This window comes from Stenotrophomonas sp. YJH_SMC_10 (assembly GCF_059371555.1).
Genome location: NZ_JCAFUS010000005.1, coordinates 1 through 16,309, shown reverse-complemented (window position 1 = coordinate 16,309; position 16,309 = coordinate 1). Strand labels below are relative to the sequence as shown.

The 16,309-nt window shown below is 68.8% G+C and carries 14 protein-coding genes and 1 tRNA gene; 9 read left to right on the top strand and 6 right to left on the bottom strand.

Annotated features, from left to right (window positions below; all coding sequences use genetic code 11):
* Positions 1 to 23: 23 nt before the first annotated feature.
* On the bottom strand, positions 24 to 1,154 hold the full coding sequence (locus AC5P9C_RS08710; RefSeq protein ID WP_053461515.1) for a LysM peptidoglycan-binding domain-containing protein: 1,131 nt from the start codon (positions 1,152 to 1,154) through the stop codon (positions 24 to 26).
* 126 nt (positions 1,155 to 1,280) lie between these two features.
* Here AC5P9C_RS08710 and def point away from each other — a divergent pair, with 126 nt between their 5' ends.
* The 5 genes from def (at position 1,281) to AC5P9C_RS08685 (ending at position 7,313) form a co-directional block, all read left to right on the top strand.
* Complete coding sequence (gene def / locus AC5P9C_RS08705; protein WP_049470976.1) at positions 1,281 to 1,793, top strand: peptide deformylase; 513 nt, start codon at positions 1,281 to 1,283, stop codon at positions 1,791 to 1,793.
* Between the two features lie 120 nt (positions 1,794 to 1,913).
* Positions 1,914 to 2,837 carry a methionyl-tRNA formyltransferase gene (gene fmt / locus AC5P9C_RS08700; RefSeq protein ID WP_049470977.1) on the top strand — a complete coding sequence of 308 codons (924 nt, stop codon included), beginning with the start codon at positions 1,914 to 1,916 and terminating at the stop codon, positions 2,835 to 2,837.
* 3 nt (positions 2,838 to 2,840) lie between these two features.
* On the top strand, positions 2,841 to 4,172 hold the full coding sequence (gene rsmB, locus AC5P9C_RS08695) for a 16S rRNA (cytosine(967)-C(5))-methyltransferase RsmB (protein ID WP_049470979.1): 1,332 nt from the start codon (positions 2,841 to 2,843) through the stop codon (positions 4,170 to 4,172).
* Positions 4,173 to 4,194: 22 nt separating this feature from the next.
* Positions 4,195 to 5,904 (top strand): glycosyltransferase family 39 protein, encoded by a 1,710-nt coding sequence (locus AC5P9C_RS08690; protein ID WP_343541034.1) that lies wholly within the window; start codon positions 4,195 to 4,197, stop codon positions 5,902 to 5,904.
* Positions 5,905 to 6,056: 152 nt separating this feature from the next.
* Positions 6,057 to 7,313 (top strand): O-antigen ligase family protein, encoded by a 1,257-nt coding sequence (locus AC5P9C_RS08685; RefSeq protein WP_478437286.1) that lies wholly within the window; start codon positions 6,057 to 6,059, stop codon positions 7,311 to 7,313.
* Between the two features lie 30 nt (positions 7,314 to 7,343).
* On the opposite strand, the gene AC5P9C_RS08680 is transcribed toward AC5P9C_RS08685, so the two are convergent.
* Entirely contained in the window at positions 7,344 to 8,150 is an 807-nt protein-coding gene (locus AC5P9C_RS08680) for a glycosyltransferase family 2 protein (protein ID WP_343542300.1), read from the bottom strand.
* Here AC5P9C_RS08680 and AC5P9C_RS08675 point away from each other — a divergent pair.
* Entirely contained in the window at positions 8,149 to 9,207 is a 1,059-nt protein-coding gene (locus AC5P9C_RS08675) for a CDP-glycerol glycerophosphotransferase family protein (protein ID WP_057493872.1), read from the top strand. The two genes, AC5P9C_RS08680 and AC5P9C_RS08675, sit on opposite strands and share 2 nt — an antisense overlap.
* Before the next feature lie 124 nt (positions 9,208 to 9,331).
* On the opposite strand, the gene AC5P9C_RS08670 is transcribed toward AC5P9C_RS08675, so the two are convergent.
* The 4 genes from AC5P9C_RS08670 to AC5P9C_RS08655 all read right to left on the bottom strand — a co-directional run bounded on the left by AC5P9C_RS08670 (position 9,332) and on the right by AC5P9C_RS08655 (position 13,573).
* Positions 9,332 to 10,870 (bottom strand): PH domain-containing protein, encoded by a 1,539-nt coding sequence (locus AC5P9C_RS08670; protein ID WP_150827084.1) that lies wholly within the window; start codon positions 10,868 to 10,870, stop codon positions 9,332 to 9,334.
* Positions 10,867 to 11,367, bottom strand: a complete 501-nt coding sequence (locus AC5P9C_RS08665) for a PH domain-containing protein (protein WP_049470988.1) — start codon at positions 11,365 to 11,367, stop codon at positions 10,867 to 10,869. The genes AC5P9C_RS08670 and AC5P9C_RS08665 overlap by 4 nt, the downstream gene beginning before the upstream one ends.
* A 75-nt stretch (positions 11,368 to 11,442) precedes the next feature.
* Positions 11,443 to 12,579 (bottom strand): GTP cyclohydrolase II RibA, encoded by a 1,137-nt coding sequence (gene ribA / locus AC5P9C_RS08660; RefSeq protein WP_049470990.1) that lies wholly within the window; start codon positions 12,577 to 12,579, stop codon positions 11,443 to 11,445.
* Positions 12,580 to 12,652: 73 nt separating this feature from the next.
* Complete coding sequence (locus tag AC5P9C_RS08655; protein ID WP_343542308.1) at positions 12,653 to 13,573, bottom strand: lauroyl acyltransferase; 921 nt, start codon at positions 13,571 to 13,573, stop codon at positions 12,653 to 12,655.
* Positions 13,574 to 13,634: 61 nt separating this feature from the next.
* On the opposite strand from AC5P9C_RS08655, the gene dtd reads away from it, so the two are divergent.
* From dtd to AC5P9C_RS08640, 3 genes are all read left to right on the top strand, one after another.
* The gene (gene dtd, locus AC5P9C_RS08650; RefSeq protein WP_343542310.1) at positions 13,635 to 14,075 is read left to right on the top strand and encodes a D-aminoacyl-tRNA deacylase; all 441 of its coding nucleotides are present in this window, start codon (positions 13,635 to 13,637) and stop codon (positions 14,073 to 14,075) included.
* A gap of 91 nt (positions 14,076 to 14,166) precedes the next feature.
* Complete coding sequence (rpoD, locus tag AC5P9C_RS08645; protein ID WP_049470997.1) at positions 14,167 to 16,020, top strand: RNA polymerase sigma factor RpoD; 1,854 nt, start codon at positions 14,167 to 14,169, stop codon at positions 16,018 to 16,020.
* 117 nt (positions 16,021 to 16,137) lie between these two features.
* A tRNA-Ile gene (locus AC5P9C_RS08640) sits at positions 16,138 to 16,213 on the top strand.
* Positions 16,214 to 16,309: the final 96 nt, after the last annotated feature.

Here is a 16,309-nt window from a genome sequence, read left to right as displayed (position 1 = left end):
ATCTGGACGAAAAGCAGCCGACTCTACTTTGCGTCCGGGTGCAGCGCGTTGTAACCCACCTGCACCGGCTTCACGCCCTGCATCACCAGCGCATAGCTGACGTTGTCGAAGGTACGGAACACCATCGCATGCGCGGCATATTCGTCCGGCAGCGAGACCCGGCCGGCGCCGGTGCTGAGCGAATCGTCCATGCGCGAGGAGGTCGGGTACTTCATGCGGTGCGCCACATGGCGGCCCGGGCGCCACAGCGAGAACACGGTGCCGTTGTCCACGCCCTGGGCCCGGCCGGCCGAGATCGCGATCACGTCGCGCGGGCCACCGGCGTTGAACATGTCGGTGACGGCCAGCACGCGCACGTCCACGCCCTCGACGCCGGCAGCGGGCACGTGGGGCACGAACTGCAGGTCGTACGGCCGCGCCTCGATCGGCACCAGGCGGTCGCCGGCGCGCACTTCGCGGCCGCCGACGTTCTTGTCCAGCACCAGCGTGGAGGCCTCGACCTGGCCGCCGGCGATCCGGGTGATGGTGCCGGTGGCGACCTGGGCCAGCTCGTAGCCGAGCACGCCACGGCGCGCGTTGGGCGCGTTGTAGGCCTTCCACAGGTTGCCGCTGCCCGGGGTGACGTCGCCATTGGCGGTCAGGTCCTCGGTCGGCTTGGGCTGGGCGTAGCGCACGGTCGGGCGTACCACGGCCCAGCGCTGGCCCACCTGGGCATCGGCCAGGCGCACGTAGACGGTGTCACCGCCCGCAGCGCGCAGGCGGCTGTCCTCCAGGCCGACCACGTAGGGCAGCTGCTTGATGCTGTCGACGACGCTCAGCTGCTTCAGGAACGGCTCGACCTGGGCCAGCGGAATGGCGTCGATCGGGGCCTCCTGGCGCGGACCGGCCTGGGACACGGTCACCCGGTCCAGGTAGGCCAGGCTCAGCACGTCACCGGGATAGATCAGGTGCGGGTTGGCGATCTGCGGATTGGCCTGCCAGATCTCCGGCCACAGCCAAGGCTTCTGCAGGAAACGCGCGGCGATATCCCACAACGTATCCCCTTTTCGGACCACATAGGTGTCCGGGTGCCCGCCATTCACTTCCACGGCGGTAGCATAGGCAGCCACGGTCAGCATCGCCGCGGCGACGACCGTACGAAAACGAAGCAACATAGGTGTGAAGCCCTGATTCCCCAACAGGTCCACGCACTATAGTCCAGAAACCGGGGCGCAAGGCAAGCGTTGGAGCTAGAATCTGCGACGTATGCCGGCGTGCCGGCCCCCTACCCGGAAACAGCCATGGCCCTTCTCCCCATTCTCGAGTTCCCCGATCCGCGCCTGCGTACCAAGGCTGCGTTGATCGAAGCCGCCGAAGTCACCACGCCGGCCTTCCAGGAACTGATCGACAACATGTTCCAGACCATGTACGACGCGCCCGGCATCGGCCTGGCCGCCACCCAGGTGGACGTGCACAAGCGCTTCATGGTCATCGACGTCAGCGAAGAAAAGAATGAACCGCATGTGTTCATCAACCCGGAAATCGTCGCCAAGGAAGGGGGCCGGGTGTACCAGGAAGGCTGCCTGTCGGTGCCGGGCATCTTCGCCGACGTGACCCGTGCCGACACCATCACCGTGAAGTACCTGGACCGCAACGGCCAGGAACAGCAGCTGGAGGCGGGTGAAGTCCTGGCGACGTGCATCCAGCACGAGATGGACCACCTGGACGGCAAGCTGTTCATCGACTATCTGTCGCCGCTCAAGCGCGAGATGGTGCGCAAGAAGCTGGCCAAGCAGCGCAAGCACGTGGCGTGATCGCCGATCCGGGCCGCCCTTCGGGTGGCCCGTGCCTGCGCGACGCGCGCGGGCTCTACGGCGCCGGCCGACGGCGCCGTTTTCTTTCCTGCACGAATCCATCCTGCAAGTGGGGTAGCCATGAGGATTGTCTTTGCCGGTACGCCGGAATTCGCGGTGTCGTCGCTGCGCGCTGCGGCGCGCCACCACGAGGTCGTGGCCGTCTATACCCAGCCTGACCGCCCGGCCGGCCGTGGCCGTGGCCTGGCGCCGTCGCCGGTCAAGCTTGAGGCCGTGGCCCGCGGCATTCCGGTCTACCAGCCCGAATCGCTGAAGGACCCGGCTGCCCAGCAGCAGCTGCGTGACCTGCAGCCGGACCTGATGGTGGTGGTCGCCTACGGCCTGATCCTGCCCAGGGCCGTGCTGGCGATCCCGACCCACGGCTGCTGGAACGTGCATGCGTCGTTGCTGCCGCGCTGGCGTGGTGCCGCGCCGATCCAGCGCGCGATCCAGGCCGGTGACCCCACGACCGGCGTGTGCCTGATGCAGATGGAGGCAGGGCTCGACACCGGCCCGGTGCTGCTGCACCAGCCGTTGCCGATCGCGGCGACCGATACCGGTGGCCAGCTGCATGACAAGCTGGCCGAACTGGGTGCACAGGTGCTGTCTGATGGCCTGGGCCTGCTGCGTGCCGGCATCAAGCCGATCGCGCGGCCGCAGCCCGAGCAGGGCGTGACCTACGCGCACAAGCTGGACAAGGCCGAGGCCCGGCTGGACTGGGCGCAGGACGCCGACGCGCTGGCGCGCACCGTGCGTGCCTTCAACCCGTGGCCGATCGCCGAGGCCACGCTGGCCGGCGAGCGCGTGCGCATCCATGGCGCGGTGGCGCTGGACGTGGCCCATGGCCAGGCGCCGGGTACCGTGCTGGCGGCCAGCCGCGACGGCATCGACATTGCCTGCGGCCAGGGCGTGCTGCGCCTGCGCACGCTGCAGCGCGAAGGCGGCAAGGCGATCACCGCCGCCGACTACCTCAATGCACGCCGCGACCTGCACGTGGGGGCATAAGCGGTGTCGAAGCAGAATGATTTCTCCGTCGCCAAGGCGGCGCCGGGCGCGGCCACCCGCATGCTGGCCGCACGCGTACTGGCGCAGGTGTTCACCCGTGGCCGCTCGCTGAAGGCGGAACTGGCCTGGGCCCTGCCCAAGCTGGCCGACAGCCGCGATCGCGCCCTGCTGGAAGCACTGTGCTTTGCGGTCCTGCGCCGCCGCAGTACCTATGACGCGGCCCTGCAGTCGTGGATGCAGAAGCCGCTGTCGGCGCGCGACGCCGACCTGCGCACGCTGCTGATGGTGGGCTTCGCGCAGCTGGACGTGCTGGAACTGCCGGCGCATGCGGCCCTGTCGGCCACGGTCGACGCCGCCCGCGCGCTGGGCCGTGAACGCCAGGCCGGGCTGGTCAACGCGATCCTGCGCCGCGCGCAGCGCGAGGGTTTCCCGGAGCAGCCTGCGCGTGACGCCTTCCCGGCGTGGTTGGCCGATGCCATCGAGCGTGACTGGCCGGCGCAGGCCGGGGCGATCTTTGCTGCCAGCCTGCAGCCGGCGCCGCTGTGGCTGCGTGCCAACCGCCAGCAGGGGGGCCGTGACAAGGCGCTGGCCACGCTGGCCGAGGCCGGCATTGCCGCCGAAGCCAGCCCGCTCAGCGCCGACGCGCTGCGCCTGGCGGCGCCCATCGCGGTGAACCAGCTGCCGGGATTCGCGGACGGTGCGTTGTCGGTGCAGGACCTGTCGGCGCAATGTGCCGCCGACGCACTGGCGCCGGCGGCCGGCGCCCGCGTGCTGGATGCCTGCGCGGCGCCCGGTGGCAAGTCGGCGCACCTGCTGGAACGTGACCCGGGCCTGCGCCTGCTGGCGCTGGATATCGACGCGCGCCGCCTCGCGCGTGCGCGCGACACCTACACCCGCACCGGCGTGGGCGAAGGCGCGCAGACCCGGGTGGCCGATGCAAGCGACCCCGGTGCCTGGTGGGATGGCACGCCGTTCGACGCGATCCTGCTGGATGCTCCGTGTTCGGCCACCGGCGTGATCCGTCGCCAGCCGGACGTGATGTTCCATCGCCGCGCCGAGGACATCGATGCGCTGGTCGGCGTGCAGGCCCGCCTGCTGGAGGCCTGCTGGTCGATGCTGCGCCCGGGCGGCGTGCTGCTGTACGCCACCTGCTCGATCCTGCGTGCCGAGAACATCGATCAGGTAAGGGCCTTCCTGAAATGGCATCCGGACGCGGTGGCAGAGCCGCTGGATGACAGATTCGGCCTGGACTGCGAGGGCATTGCGCGCCAGCGACTGCCCGGTGACAGCGATGCTGACGGATTCTTTTACGCGCGTCTGCTAAAAACAGCCTGACCCTGCTGACGTTGCGAGTCCCATGCTGAGATCCCGCGCATCGCGCGAGACGTGGTTGTTGGTGGTGATGGCCCTGCTGGTGCTGGGGGCCGGGCTGGGCCTTCGTGATCCGTGGCCATCGGACGAACCGCGCTTCGCGCTGGTGGCCAAGCAGATGATCGACAGCGGCCACTGGCTGTTCCCGCACCGCGGCACCGAGCTGTACTCGGACAAGCCGCCGATGCTGATGTGGTGGCAGGCCACGCTGTATGGGCTGGTCGGGCAGTGGCGCGTGGCGTTCCTGCTGCCGTCGCTGCTGGCGGCGCTGGGCACGCTGTGGTGCGTGGTCGATCTGGGCCGGCGCCTGTGGACGCGGCGGGTGGGGCTGTATGCCGGCTGGGCGCTGCTGTTCGCGCTGCAGTTCACCTTCCAGGCGAAGAAGGCGCAGATCGATCCCCTGCTGCTGCTGTTCATCACCCTGGCCAACTATGGCCTGCTGCGCCACCTGCTGCTGGGGCCGGCGTGGCGCTGGTGGTGGCTGGGGTGGTTCTTCGCCGGCATCGGCGTGATCACCAAGGGCGTGGGCATGCTGGCCCTGCTGATGATCGTGCCCGCGGCGATCGCCGCGGCGCTGCAGTGGCCCCGGGTAAGCCTGCATGCGCGCGACGTGCGCTTCTGGCTGGCGCCGCTGGCGTTCCTGCTGGCGGTATCGCTGTGGCTGGCGCCGATGCTGCTGGCCGGCTTTGCCACCGGCTCGGACGAATACCGCGCGTACATGGACGACATCCTGTTCCAGCAGACGGCGCGGCGCTATACGCATTCGTGGGACCACCACCAGCCCGGCTGGTACTTCCTGGCGACGATGCCGCTGATGTGGATCCCCGCCTTCCTGGCGCTGCCCTGGGCGATTCCGGCCTGGCGCCGCCGGCTGCGCCGCCGCGACGCGCGCTATCTGCTGCCGCTGGCCTGGTGGCTGATGGTGGTGCTGTTCTTCTCGATCCCCGATGGCAAGCGCGATGTCTACATCCTGCCGGCGCTGCCGATGTTCTGCCTGGCGCTGGCGCCGTTGCTGCCGGGGCTGCTGAAGCGGCGCGATGTGCAGGCCGTGGTGGGGCTGTTCACCGGCCTGCTGTCACTGGGCCTGGCCGTGGCCGGCGCGATGGCGGTGGTGGGCGACCCGGCCTTCGAGCTGCGCCTGACCCATAGCCGCGGGCTGGCACCCGGGGCGGTCAATGCACTGGCCTGGACGATCCTGGCGATGGGCCTGTGGGGCGGCCTGAGCCTGCTGGCCTGTGGCCGCCGCCGGCAGCATGCGCTGGTATCGACCCTGGCGATGGTCTGGGTGCTGTACAGCCTGGTCGGCTACCCGTTGCTGAACGATTCCAGTTCCGCCCGCGGCCTGATGCGCACGGTCGGCGCGCGCCTGGCCCCCGATGCCGAGCTGGGACTGGTGGCCTGGAAGGAACAGCATCTGCTGCTGGCCGATCGCCCTGCGGCGACCTTCGGTTTCGAGACCGATTGGGACGAGCAGCTCCTGGCGGCCACGCGCTGGCAGCGGCTGGCGCCCGATCGCCGTTGGCTGCTGGTCCATGAATACGCGATGCTGTCGTGCATCGACCGCAACCGCTCCGAACTGGCTGGCGTGGCCAACCGCCGGCGCTGGTGGCTGGTGCCGGTAGCGGCGGTGAAGGTGCCCTGCGTGGTCACCGCAGAGGAGCGGGAACGTGAACGGCGTCTGCAGGAACATGACTAGCCCGCCCCCTTCCTGCTTGTCCAGTCTGCCCAAGCGTGGCCAAAGGCAGTAAAACAGCAGGCCGGGATGGCCTGCATCGGCCGTTCCCGTTCTTCCAGCCGATTGCAGCGATACTTCCCGACGTGCCAGCTTCACCGGACAACCTGAACCTCATGGCCGGCGATCCGCTGGGCGTTCCCGCCGGCGGGCGTCACGGGGTGGCCCACGGCCTGGCCCAGCTGGGCCTGTTCTGCCTGCCGGCCCTGGTGCTGACCGTGCCGATCAACCTGTTGCCGTACGGCCTGCTGCTGCTGCTCAGCACCCTGCTGGCGCCGGAGCTGCTGTGGCGCGCGCGCGGCATGGCGGGCCAACCGGTGAAAGTGCTGGCCTGGCTGATGCTGGCGGTGCTGGCGCTCGGCCTGCTGTCGGTGCTGCTGTTCGAGCAGGGCCTGCGTGACGTCGACAACCGATCGCGGTTCGTGGTGATCCCGTGGATCGCGCTGTGGGTGTGCGCGCTGCGTCCCAACCTGCGCTGGCTCTGGTACGGCGCGTTGACCGGCCTGCTCGCCACCTTCGTAATGTCGCTGTGGCAGGTGCTGGGCGGCGCCCCGCGCGCGGACCTGTTCACCAACGCCATCGTGCTGGCCGACATCGTGATGGTGCTGATGGTGCTGCTGGTGTTCTGCCGCCCGTCGCGGCGCTGGTCGCTGGTGATCCTTGGCATGGCCGCTGGCTGCGGCACCATCGTGCTGACTGGAAGCCGCGGTGTGTTTGCCGCCCTGCTGGCACTGCTGGTGGTGCTTGCGCTGAGCCTGCGCTGGCGCACCGGCGCGGCGCGCCTGTCGGTGCTGGCCGGCATGCTGGCGATCGGTGCGACCCTGTTGCTGTCGGTACCGGAACTGCGCCACCAGGTCCGCCTGAGCGAGCTGCACAGTGACGTGCAGCGGATGGAACTGGGCGACAGCGACTCGTCCGCCGGGGCCCGCGTGGAGCGCCTGCAGGTGGCCTGGCAGACTTTCCTCGACCATCCGCTGGTGGGGGTGGGCATCGGTCATTTCGACAGCGCGATGCTGCGCGTGCCGGTCTGCCGCGAGAACCCGGAAGAGTTGCGTTGCCACCTGGGGCATGCACACAACGATGTCGCCGAATGGGCAGCGACCCAGGGCGCACCTGGCCTGCTGCTGTTGCTGGCGGTGTATGGCATCCCGCTCTGGCTGTTCGTGCGCCTGCATCGCCGCAGCGGACGATCGACCTTCCGGGGCCCGGCGGCCGCCGGCATCATGCTGGTGATCACCTACGCACTGTGCGGCCTGACCCAGTCGATGTTCGCGCACCAGATGACCGCCAGTTTCTACGTGACCCTGGTCGGCCTGCTGACCGGCCTGTCGATCGTCGAGGGCGCGCGCCACCGGGTAATCAGCGGGACGTGATCCAGCGGCGCCCCGCACAGGGCCGAGCGATCAGGGGTTCGGCGGGTCAGTCACGGCCTGGCCGTTGCCCAGCATCCACAGCATGATGGTCTTCTGGCGCACGTAGTTGGCGCGCACATAGGCGTAGACCAGGCCGTGCCAGCCGTCGCGGAAGCCGCCACGGAACAGGAAGCCGCGCCAGAACCGCCAGGCCGGCGCCAGCACCAGCTTGCCCAGCGTGGCCCGTTTGCCGCGCGCGAATTCGTGCTCGGCCATCATCCGTGCGTACTTCTCGGTCTTGGCCAGCTGCTGCTGCAAGGAGCGGTAGGGATAGTGGATCAGGTCGCCGCGCAGGGTGCCGACGCTGCCATCGACGCTGGCTGCCTCGTGGATCTCGCGCTTGCCGCGCCAGCCGCCGCGGCGGCGGTCGAACAGGCGCATCACCCGGTCCGGGTAGGCGTTGCCATGGCGCAGGAACCTGCCGAAGTACTCCGACAGGCGCGCGAAGCGGTAGCCGGCATGACCGGCGAAGCCCCCTTCACGGGCCTGTTCGATGGCCGCACGCAGCTCCGGGCTGATCCGCTCATCGGCGTCCAGGCACAGCACCCAGTCGTGGCGGGCCTGCCCGACGCAGTAGTCCTTCTGGCTGCGGAAGCCGTCGAACGGGCGCTGCAGCACCCGGGCGCCCGCGGCCTCGGCGATGGCCACGGTGGCATCGGTGGAGTACGAGTCGACGACGACGATCTCATCGCAGAAGGCCAGCGAGGCCAGGCAGTCGCCGATGCGGCCCGCCTCGTTGAACGCGATAATGCAGGCCGAGATGCGAGGCCGTTCGATGGGAGCGGTCGTGGAGGACATGATGGCCGGGTACCTGTTGTTTGCGACGGAGCGCTATGCGCTGCCTATTCTCGCCCCGTTGGCGCAGGCCTTGCACGCCTCCGGGCAGGAGGTGGCGGCCTGGTTCGAGGACGGCGCGGCCGGCAGCCAGCTGCCAGGGGTGCCCAGCATCGGCCTGAAACAGGCGCTGGCGATGCGGCCGCGTGCGGTGTTCAGCGCCGCCAACTGGGTGCCGACCTTCCTGTCCGGGGCCAAGGTGCAGTTGTTCCATGGCTTCAACGTGGAGAAGCGCGACAGTGCGCGCGGCCATTTCCGGGTGCGCGGGATGTTCGACCTGTACTGCACGCAGGGCCCGGCCACCACCGCGCCGTTCCGTGAGATCGCGGCCCAGCAGGGCCACTTCGCCGTGGCCGAGACCGGCTGGCCGAAGCTGGATCCGCTGTTCCGCGATGACGGTGGCGAGAGCGCCGCGCTGCGCGCAGCAGCGGGCGGGCGCCCGGTGATCCTGTTCGGTTCGACGTTCACCGAGCGCCTGAGTGCCGCCCCGCACCTGCATGCGCAGATCGCGGCCGACATCGCGGCCGGTGAGCGCTACTGGCTGCTGACACTGCACCCGAAGTGCCCACCGGACCTGTTCGAACGCTACCGCGCGCTGGCCGGTGCCCATGCGCGCTTCATCGAGCCGGAACAGGTGATGGCCGCACAGCGCGCTGCCGATGTGCTGGTGTCGGATACCTCGTCGATCGTTTCGGAGTTCATCGTCCAGCACAAGCCGGTGGTGACCTTCCGCAACCGCGTGCCCAAGCCGCACATGATCGACTTCGACGACCCGCTGCAGCTGCCGGCGATGCTGCAGCGCGCGCTGCATCCGGACGCGGCGCTGCAGGCGGAGATCGTGCGTTATGCCGACGCTATCCACCCTTACCGTGACGGCCTGTCCAGCGAACGGGTGATCGCGGCCACCGAGGATTTCCTGTCCGGTGAAATGGGCGCGTTGCGACGCAAGCCGTTCGGCAGCTGGGTGCGCGACCTGCAGATCCGCAAGGACCTGGGCTATTGGGGGCCGTCGCAGCGCTGATGGGTTGATGCGGATCCACGCCATGCGTGGATGCACGACTCCGCTCGCGGTAGGGCCGGCCGCTGGCCGGCAACCTCGGCAATGTCTGCGGTTGCCGGCCAGCGGCCGGCACTGCCTGTATTGCTTACCAGCGCAGCGTGCGCCGCGCCAGCGCTGCGGCCAGCTGCTCCATCACCTGGTGCGCCTGCGCCCGCGGCAGGTAGTGCAGGGTGAGCGCCACATCGCCATGCGCGCCGGCGGTATCCAGTTGCAGGCTGCTGGTACCCAGCAGCTTGTCCAGCGGTGAGCGCCGCAGGCGCAGGCCCTGCACCTTGTCCAGCTCGGCCCAGCGCCACCAGCGCTTCCACCAGCCGCCGCGCACGGCTACGTAGTGGTCATCCAGGTACCAGCCCATGCGCGCCATCTGCCGGTGCGCGACCAGCAGCGCCACCGGCAGCCAGGCCAGCACCAGCAGGCCCCACGTTCCCCAGCGCCAATAGCCCGCGACAGCCAGCAGGGGGACCAGCACCAGCGCGCCCAGGCACAGCCGCCACCATCCACGCTGCGGGATGGACTGCCACTGCGCCGGCGGCCACCGCAGCCGGGGCAGCAGGTGCCGCACCAGCTGCGTGCAGTGCTCGCGGGGGGCCAACGGCGCCAGCTCGCGCAGGGCGCGATCCTCGTCGCGCGAGGGGCCGCCGGCAGCGCTGTCGATGCGCAGCTGGCGCAGTCCGAACCAGCGATGCAGGGTGGTTTCGCGCAGCGTCCAGGCCTGGATGCGGCGTCGCGCAACACTGCTGCGGGTGCGGCTGAGCAGGCCGGCCGAGACGGTCAGCCGGCGATCCTGCTCGCTGAGGGTGAAGCCGTGATAGCGCAGCAGGGTCAGCACCACCGACAGCAGGCGCAGCCCCAGCCAGCCCATCAGCAGGCCCGCTGCCAGCAGCAGGAAAGCGCCGGCCACGCCGGGGTGCAGGTGGCTGGCATAACCGAATGCCTCGCGGCCGCCACGCTGGATGGCCGCGTCCATCACCGGGCGCGGCACGGTCTGGAACAGCACGCCGAAGGCGGCGACCGCCAGCGCCCAGCCGCGGTTGGAAAGCAGGCCCATGCGCACCACGTCCCAGCCCGACAGGCGCAGCAGGACGTGTTCGGTGCCGGCCGCGGTGTCCGCAGGCGTGGCGACAGCGTCGGCGGCCTGCGGTGCCTGCCCACGCTGGCGCACGAGACGTTCCAGCGCCAGCGCCTGGTCCAGCTTCAGCACCCGCATTTCCGCTTCCGGACGCACGCCGCCAGCCGACTCCAGGCGCAGCTCGGCCACGCCGAACAGCCGGTGCAGCGGGTTCTGCCGCACTTCCACGTTGTGGATGCGGGCGAACGGGATCTCGCGGCGGTTGCGCGCCAGCAGTCCGCTGCGCACGGTGATCGCGTCGCTGCCGATGCGGTAGCGGTAGCTGAGGTACTGCAGCACCGAGACCAGCACCAGCGCGGCAATCGCCGACAACGGGATCAGCTGTGCCCACATCGGATCGCGGTCGCCGCGCTGGCCGAACACCAGCAGTGCCACCAGTGGCAGGAAGTAGTGGCGCAGTTGCATCAGCAGCACGAACAGCCACGACCACGGGTGCAGGCGATGGTCTTCGCCACCGTCAGGCAGCGATGCGGGCAGGGGCGGTGGCAGGCTCACAGGGCGTCGGCGTCCTGGTCCAGCTGGTGCGAAAGCGTGTCGCGCAGGCGTTCGGCATCGACTTCATCCAGGCCGCTGACAGTCACCGCGCTCATGCGGGTACCGGCGGTGTGCACGATCAGCGTGGCCAGGCCGGCGCGGCGTTCCAACGGGCCCCTGCGCAGGTCCAGGTGCTGTACGCGCGAAATCGGAATGCGGGTTTCCAGCTGCCACATCAGGTCGCGGCGCAGGCCCAGGCCCTGGGCATCCAGCCGCCAGCGGGTGCGGGTCAGTCGCCGGCGGCCGAGCCATGCGCCGAAGGCGATGCCCGCCAGCAGACCGATCGCGGCGGTCCACAGGCCGCCGGGCAGATCGAAAAACCAGCCAGCTGCGGCCAGTGGCAGGCCCGGCACGAACGCGCCGCCGAATGCGCCTTCCAGTGCGGCCAGGCGCGCGGCGCGTTGCGGCAGCGACTGCCAGGCATCGGTGGGTGGGGCGGTAGGGGCGACGTCGGTCACGCAGGCTCCGTCAGGCGGCAGGGCGGGCGGTGGCGGCGCTGGCCGCACCGCGCAGACGGTAGCAGGTCGGCTGCGTTACTGGGCAGCCTGGATCAGCGCGTCAACATCCAGCAGATGGCCTGCACGATCGGCCTTGGTACGCAGGTAGTGCTCGTTCTCGGCAGTGATCTCGCCGGTGACCGGAATGCAGTCCAGCACCTCGATGCCGGCGTTGCGCAGCCGCTGTGCCTTGGTCGGATTGTTGCTGAGCAGGGCCACGCGCGAAATGCCCAGGCCGTGCAGCATCGCCACCGCACTGCCGTAGCGGCGCTCGTCGGCGCCGAAGCCCAGCTGCGCATCGGCATCGATGGTGTCCAGGCCGTCGTGCTGGTAGCCGTAGGCGCGCATCTTGGCCGCGATGCCGGTGCCGCGGCCTTCCTGGTCCAGGTACAGGAGCACGCCGCCGCCCAGTTCCTTCAGTTTGCGCAGGCCACGCCGCAGCTGGTCGCCGCAGTCGCACTTGAGTGAACCGAACAGGTCGCCGGTCAGGCATGAGGAGTGCACGCGTACCGGCACCACTGCCGACAGGTCCGGTTCGCCGACGATGATCGCGACCTGGTCGCGCTGGGCCACGCCGCCGCGGAACACCGCGAAGGTGGTCATGCCGACATCGCGCAGCGGCACCGGCGAACGGGCGACCAGTTCGTAATCGTGGGCGGCGTGTGCCGCGCCCTCGGCCAGGTCGCACAACGCCACTTCGGCCGCACCCGCAAAGGTCGTGTCCTCCGCATCCAGGCGCACCGCCACCATCGCCGGCAGCAGCAGGCCCAGGCGGGCCAGCTCCACCGCGCCGGCATCGAAGGCGTCGCCGGCACTCCAGTCTTCGGGCATCGGGCCGGGTTCGCGCAGGTAGCCCAGCGAGGGCAGGGCATCGAAGGCGACGCCGGCCAAGGGCAGGCGTGCGCCCTGCGGAGCCTCCACGCCGAGCACGCGGGCACGGGTGGCGGTCAGGAACAGGTAATGGCGTTGCCGTGCAGCACTGGCGAACGCGGCGAAGCTGCTGGCCGTGGCGCTGTCCAGCGCGATCACGGCCAGGCGCTGGCCCTGGCCGTCGTGGAGCAGCACCGGGCGACCGGCACGCAGTTCGGCCACCGCGCGTTCGCAGCGGATCGCGGCGGGATCGCCGAACAGGGAAGAGGCAGCAGTCATGGCAGGACCGGGGGAGGCGGACATCGCAGTCTCTATGGGGGCAGCGGCGTCGTATTCAACGTGGTGCGGCCGCCGGTCGCAGGCGACCGGATAGCCGTCAATGCGGATGTTCTTCGGTCGCGTACGGGTCTTCCTCGCCGCTGCCCGGGGGCCGCAGCGTGTAGCGCTTGTAGGTCCACTGGTACTGCGCCGGGTCGCGACGGGCAATGCGCTCGATGCCGGCATTGAGCGCGGTGGCGGCCACCTGTGGGTCCGGGTCGGCCACGGCCGGGTCGGTCGGCTCGATGTGCAGGGCGAATTCCATGTCCGGCCCGATGCGCTCGCACCAGCCATACAGCACGGTGGCGCCGGTGCGCTCGGCCAGGCGGTTGACCAGGGTCATGGTCAGCGCCTGCACGCCGAAGAACGGCACGAATACGCCATCTCCGGCCTTGGGCTGCTGGTCGGGCAGGATGCCGGTGGCGCCGCCCTCCTTGAGCACCTTGAACAACTGGCGCACGGCCGGGCCCTCGGCGCGCACCTGCTGCACGTTCTGGCCGCCGCGCACCAGCTGCAGGAAGGCGTCGCTGGCTTCGTCCTCCGGCGGCTTGTAGACGATGGCGATCTGCCCGCGCGAGGCCAGCCACTGGTTCAGCAGCTCCCAGTTGCCGAAGTGCGGGGCGGCCACGATCACGCCCTTGCCGCTGGCCAGGGCTGCGTCGTACAGGGCTTCGCCGTGGCGCTGCTGCAGGTGCAGGCGCAGGTTGTCGGCCGGCTTCCGGCTCCACAGGCGCAGGGTCTCGATCGCCTGCAGGGCGGTCGAGCGCAGCAGCTCGCGGTGCAGGCGGTCGCGCGCGGGACCGTCCAGCTCCGGGTAGGCCAGTTCGAGGTTGCGCCGGGTAACGCGGCTCTCCCGGGCATTGAGACGGACCCATGTCCATGCCAGGGCGTGCGCGAACGCCCGCAGCAGCGGCCAGGGCAGGCGGGCGAACAGGGTGGTGGCGCGGTGGACCAGCCGGGCTTTGCGGTGCGGATTCATCGGCGCCAGTTTAGCCAAGGGCGCTGCTATCGTGGCCGGCCCTGTTCATCCGGAAACCACCATGCTCATCCTGATCCAGCGCGTCAGCCAGGCCGCCGTCCATGTCGAGCAGGAGGTGGTGGGGCAGATCGGGCCCGGCCTGCTGGCCCTGGTCGGCATGGAGCCGGGCGACGGCGAGGCCCAGCTGCAGCGCATGGCCGAGCGCCTGCTGGGCTACCGGGTATTCGCCGACGAGGCCGGGAAGATGAACCGCTCGCTGCGTGATACCGGCGGCGGCCTGCTGCTGGTCAGCCAGTTCACCCTGGCCGCCGACACCCGATCAGGCATGCGGCCCAGCTTCACCACCGCCGCGCCGCCGGACGAGGCTGAACGCGGGTTCAATCGATTTGTCGGGATCTGTCGTGAAAATCACGCGCCAGGGGTGGAAACGGGCCGGTTTGGTGCCCATATGGTCGTCAGCCTGGTCAATGACGGTCCTGTGACCTTCCTTCTCCGGCCCTGAGCCTGCGGGACCACCGCCCGGCAGGCGGGGCCCCGGGCTGGTATAATGCTACGTTCCCTATTTCCTACCCAGCCGGTGGCGCGAGCACTACATGGCCAACGAACGTCCTGCCCAATCCGAAATCAAGCAACTGATCAGCAAGGGCCTGGAACAGGGCTACCTGACCTACGCCGAAGTCAATGACCATCTGCCGGACGACATGGTCGACCCGGAACAGATCGAAGACATCATCGGCATGATCAACGGCATGGGCATCGATGTCCATGAAGTTGCGCCGGATGTGGAGACCCTGCTTCTCAACGACGGCAACACCGGCAACCGCGAAGTCGATGACACCGCGGCCGAAGAAGCCGCCGCTGCGCTGAGCGCGCTCGACACCGAAGGTGGCCGTACCACCGACCCGGTGCGCATGTACATGCGCGAAATGGGCACCGTCGAGCTGCTGACCCGCGAAGGCGAAATCGCCATCGCCAAGCGCATCGAGGAAGGCCTTTCGCAGGTCCAGGCCGCCCTCGGCCAGTTCCCGGTTTCGGTCGAGTCGCTGCTGAACGACTACGAAGCCCACAAGGAAGGCAAGAAGCGTCTGGCCGAAGTGATCGTCGGCTTCAACGATCTGGTCGACGAAGAGCCGGCGCCGCCGGTGGCCGCTGCCGATGACAGCAGCGATGCCGATGCCGAAGCCGACGAAGACGAGGACGATGATGTCGAGGGTGGCGAGGAAGAAGCCGCACCGACCGGTCCGGATCCGGAGGAAGTCGCTGCACGCATGCAGGCGCTGAGCGACGCCTTCAATGCCTTCAAGAAGGCTGCGACCAAGGGCGACAAGAAGAACCTGCCGCGCCTGCGTGAAGAGATGTCGGCGGTGTTCGTCACCCTGAAGCTGCCGCTGCCGCTGACCGACGTGCTGACCAAGCAGCTGCGCGACACCATGGCCTCGATCAAGGCCCATGAGCGCCGCGTGCTGAACCTGGCCACCGTCACCGCCCGCATGCCGCGCAAGGACTTCATCCGTTCCTGGGAAGGCAACCAGACCAACCTGGAGTGGGTGGAAGATGCACTGAAGCGCAAGCAGAAGTGGTCGTCGGCCCTGCGCGACGTGAAGGACCAGATCATTGCCGAACAGCAGGCGACGATCGACATCGAGAAGCTGACCCAGCTGGACCTGGAAGAGCTGAAGGAAATCAGCCGTGCCATGGCCTATGGTGAAGCCAAGGCGCGCAAGGCCAAGAAGGAAATGGTCGAGGCCAACCTGCGCCTGGTGATCTCGATCGCCAAGAAGTACACCAACCGTGGCCTGCAGTTCCTCGACCTGATCCAGGAAGGTAACATCGGCCTGATGAAGGCGGTGGACAAGTTCGAATACCGCCGCGGTTACAAGTTCTCGACCTACGCCACCTGGTGGATCCGCCAGGCGATCACCCGCTCGATCGCCGACCAGGCGCGCACCATCCGTATTCCGGTGCACATGATCGAGACGATCAACAAGTTGAACCGCATTTCCCGCCAGATGCTCCAGCAGTACGGCCGCGAGGCTACGCCGGAGGAGCTGGCCAAGGAAATGGACATGCCGGAAGACAAGATCCGCAAGGTGATGAAGATCGCCAAGGAGCCGATCTCGATGGAAACCCCGATCGGCGACGACGAGGATTCCCATCTGGGCGACTTCATCGAGGACACCAACGTGGAGTCCCCGATCGAGAACACCACCAACATCAACCTGTCTGAAACCGTGCGCGACGTGCTGGCCGGCCTCACCCCGAGGGAAGCCAAGGTGCTGCGCATGCGCTTCGGCATCGACATGAATACCGACCACACGCTGGAAGAGGTCGGCAAGCAGTTCGACGTGACCCGCGAGCGCATCCGCCAGATCGAAGCGAAGGCGCTGCGCAAGCTGCGTCACCCGAGCCGCTCGGAGCAGCTGCGCAGCTTCCTGGATATCGATTGATTTCCAGAGGTTGTTGAAGCGTTGAGAAACCCCGCCTGGTGCGGGGTTTTTCTTTTCCGGATGCTGTTGCCGGGTAGCCGATCGAGCGCAGGCTCCACTACACTGTGACGCTGCGCGGGGCCTATAGCTCAACGGTTAGAGCAGGGGACTCATAATCCCTTGGTTTCAGGTTCGAATCCTGATGGGCCCACCATCGAATCAGGCACTTAGGATCATCCGCAGTGCCTTCTTCGTCAAGCCAGCGCGGCTCGGTGACCGCTCGGTGACCGTTTACGCTCCGCTCCCATCG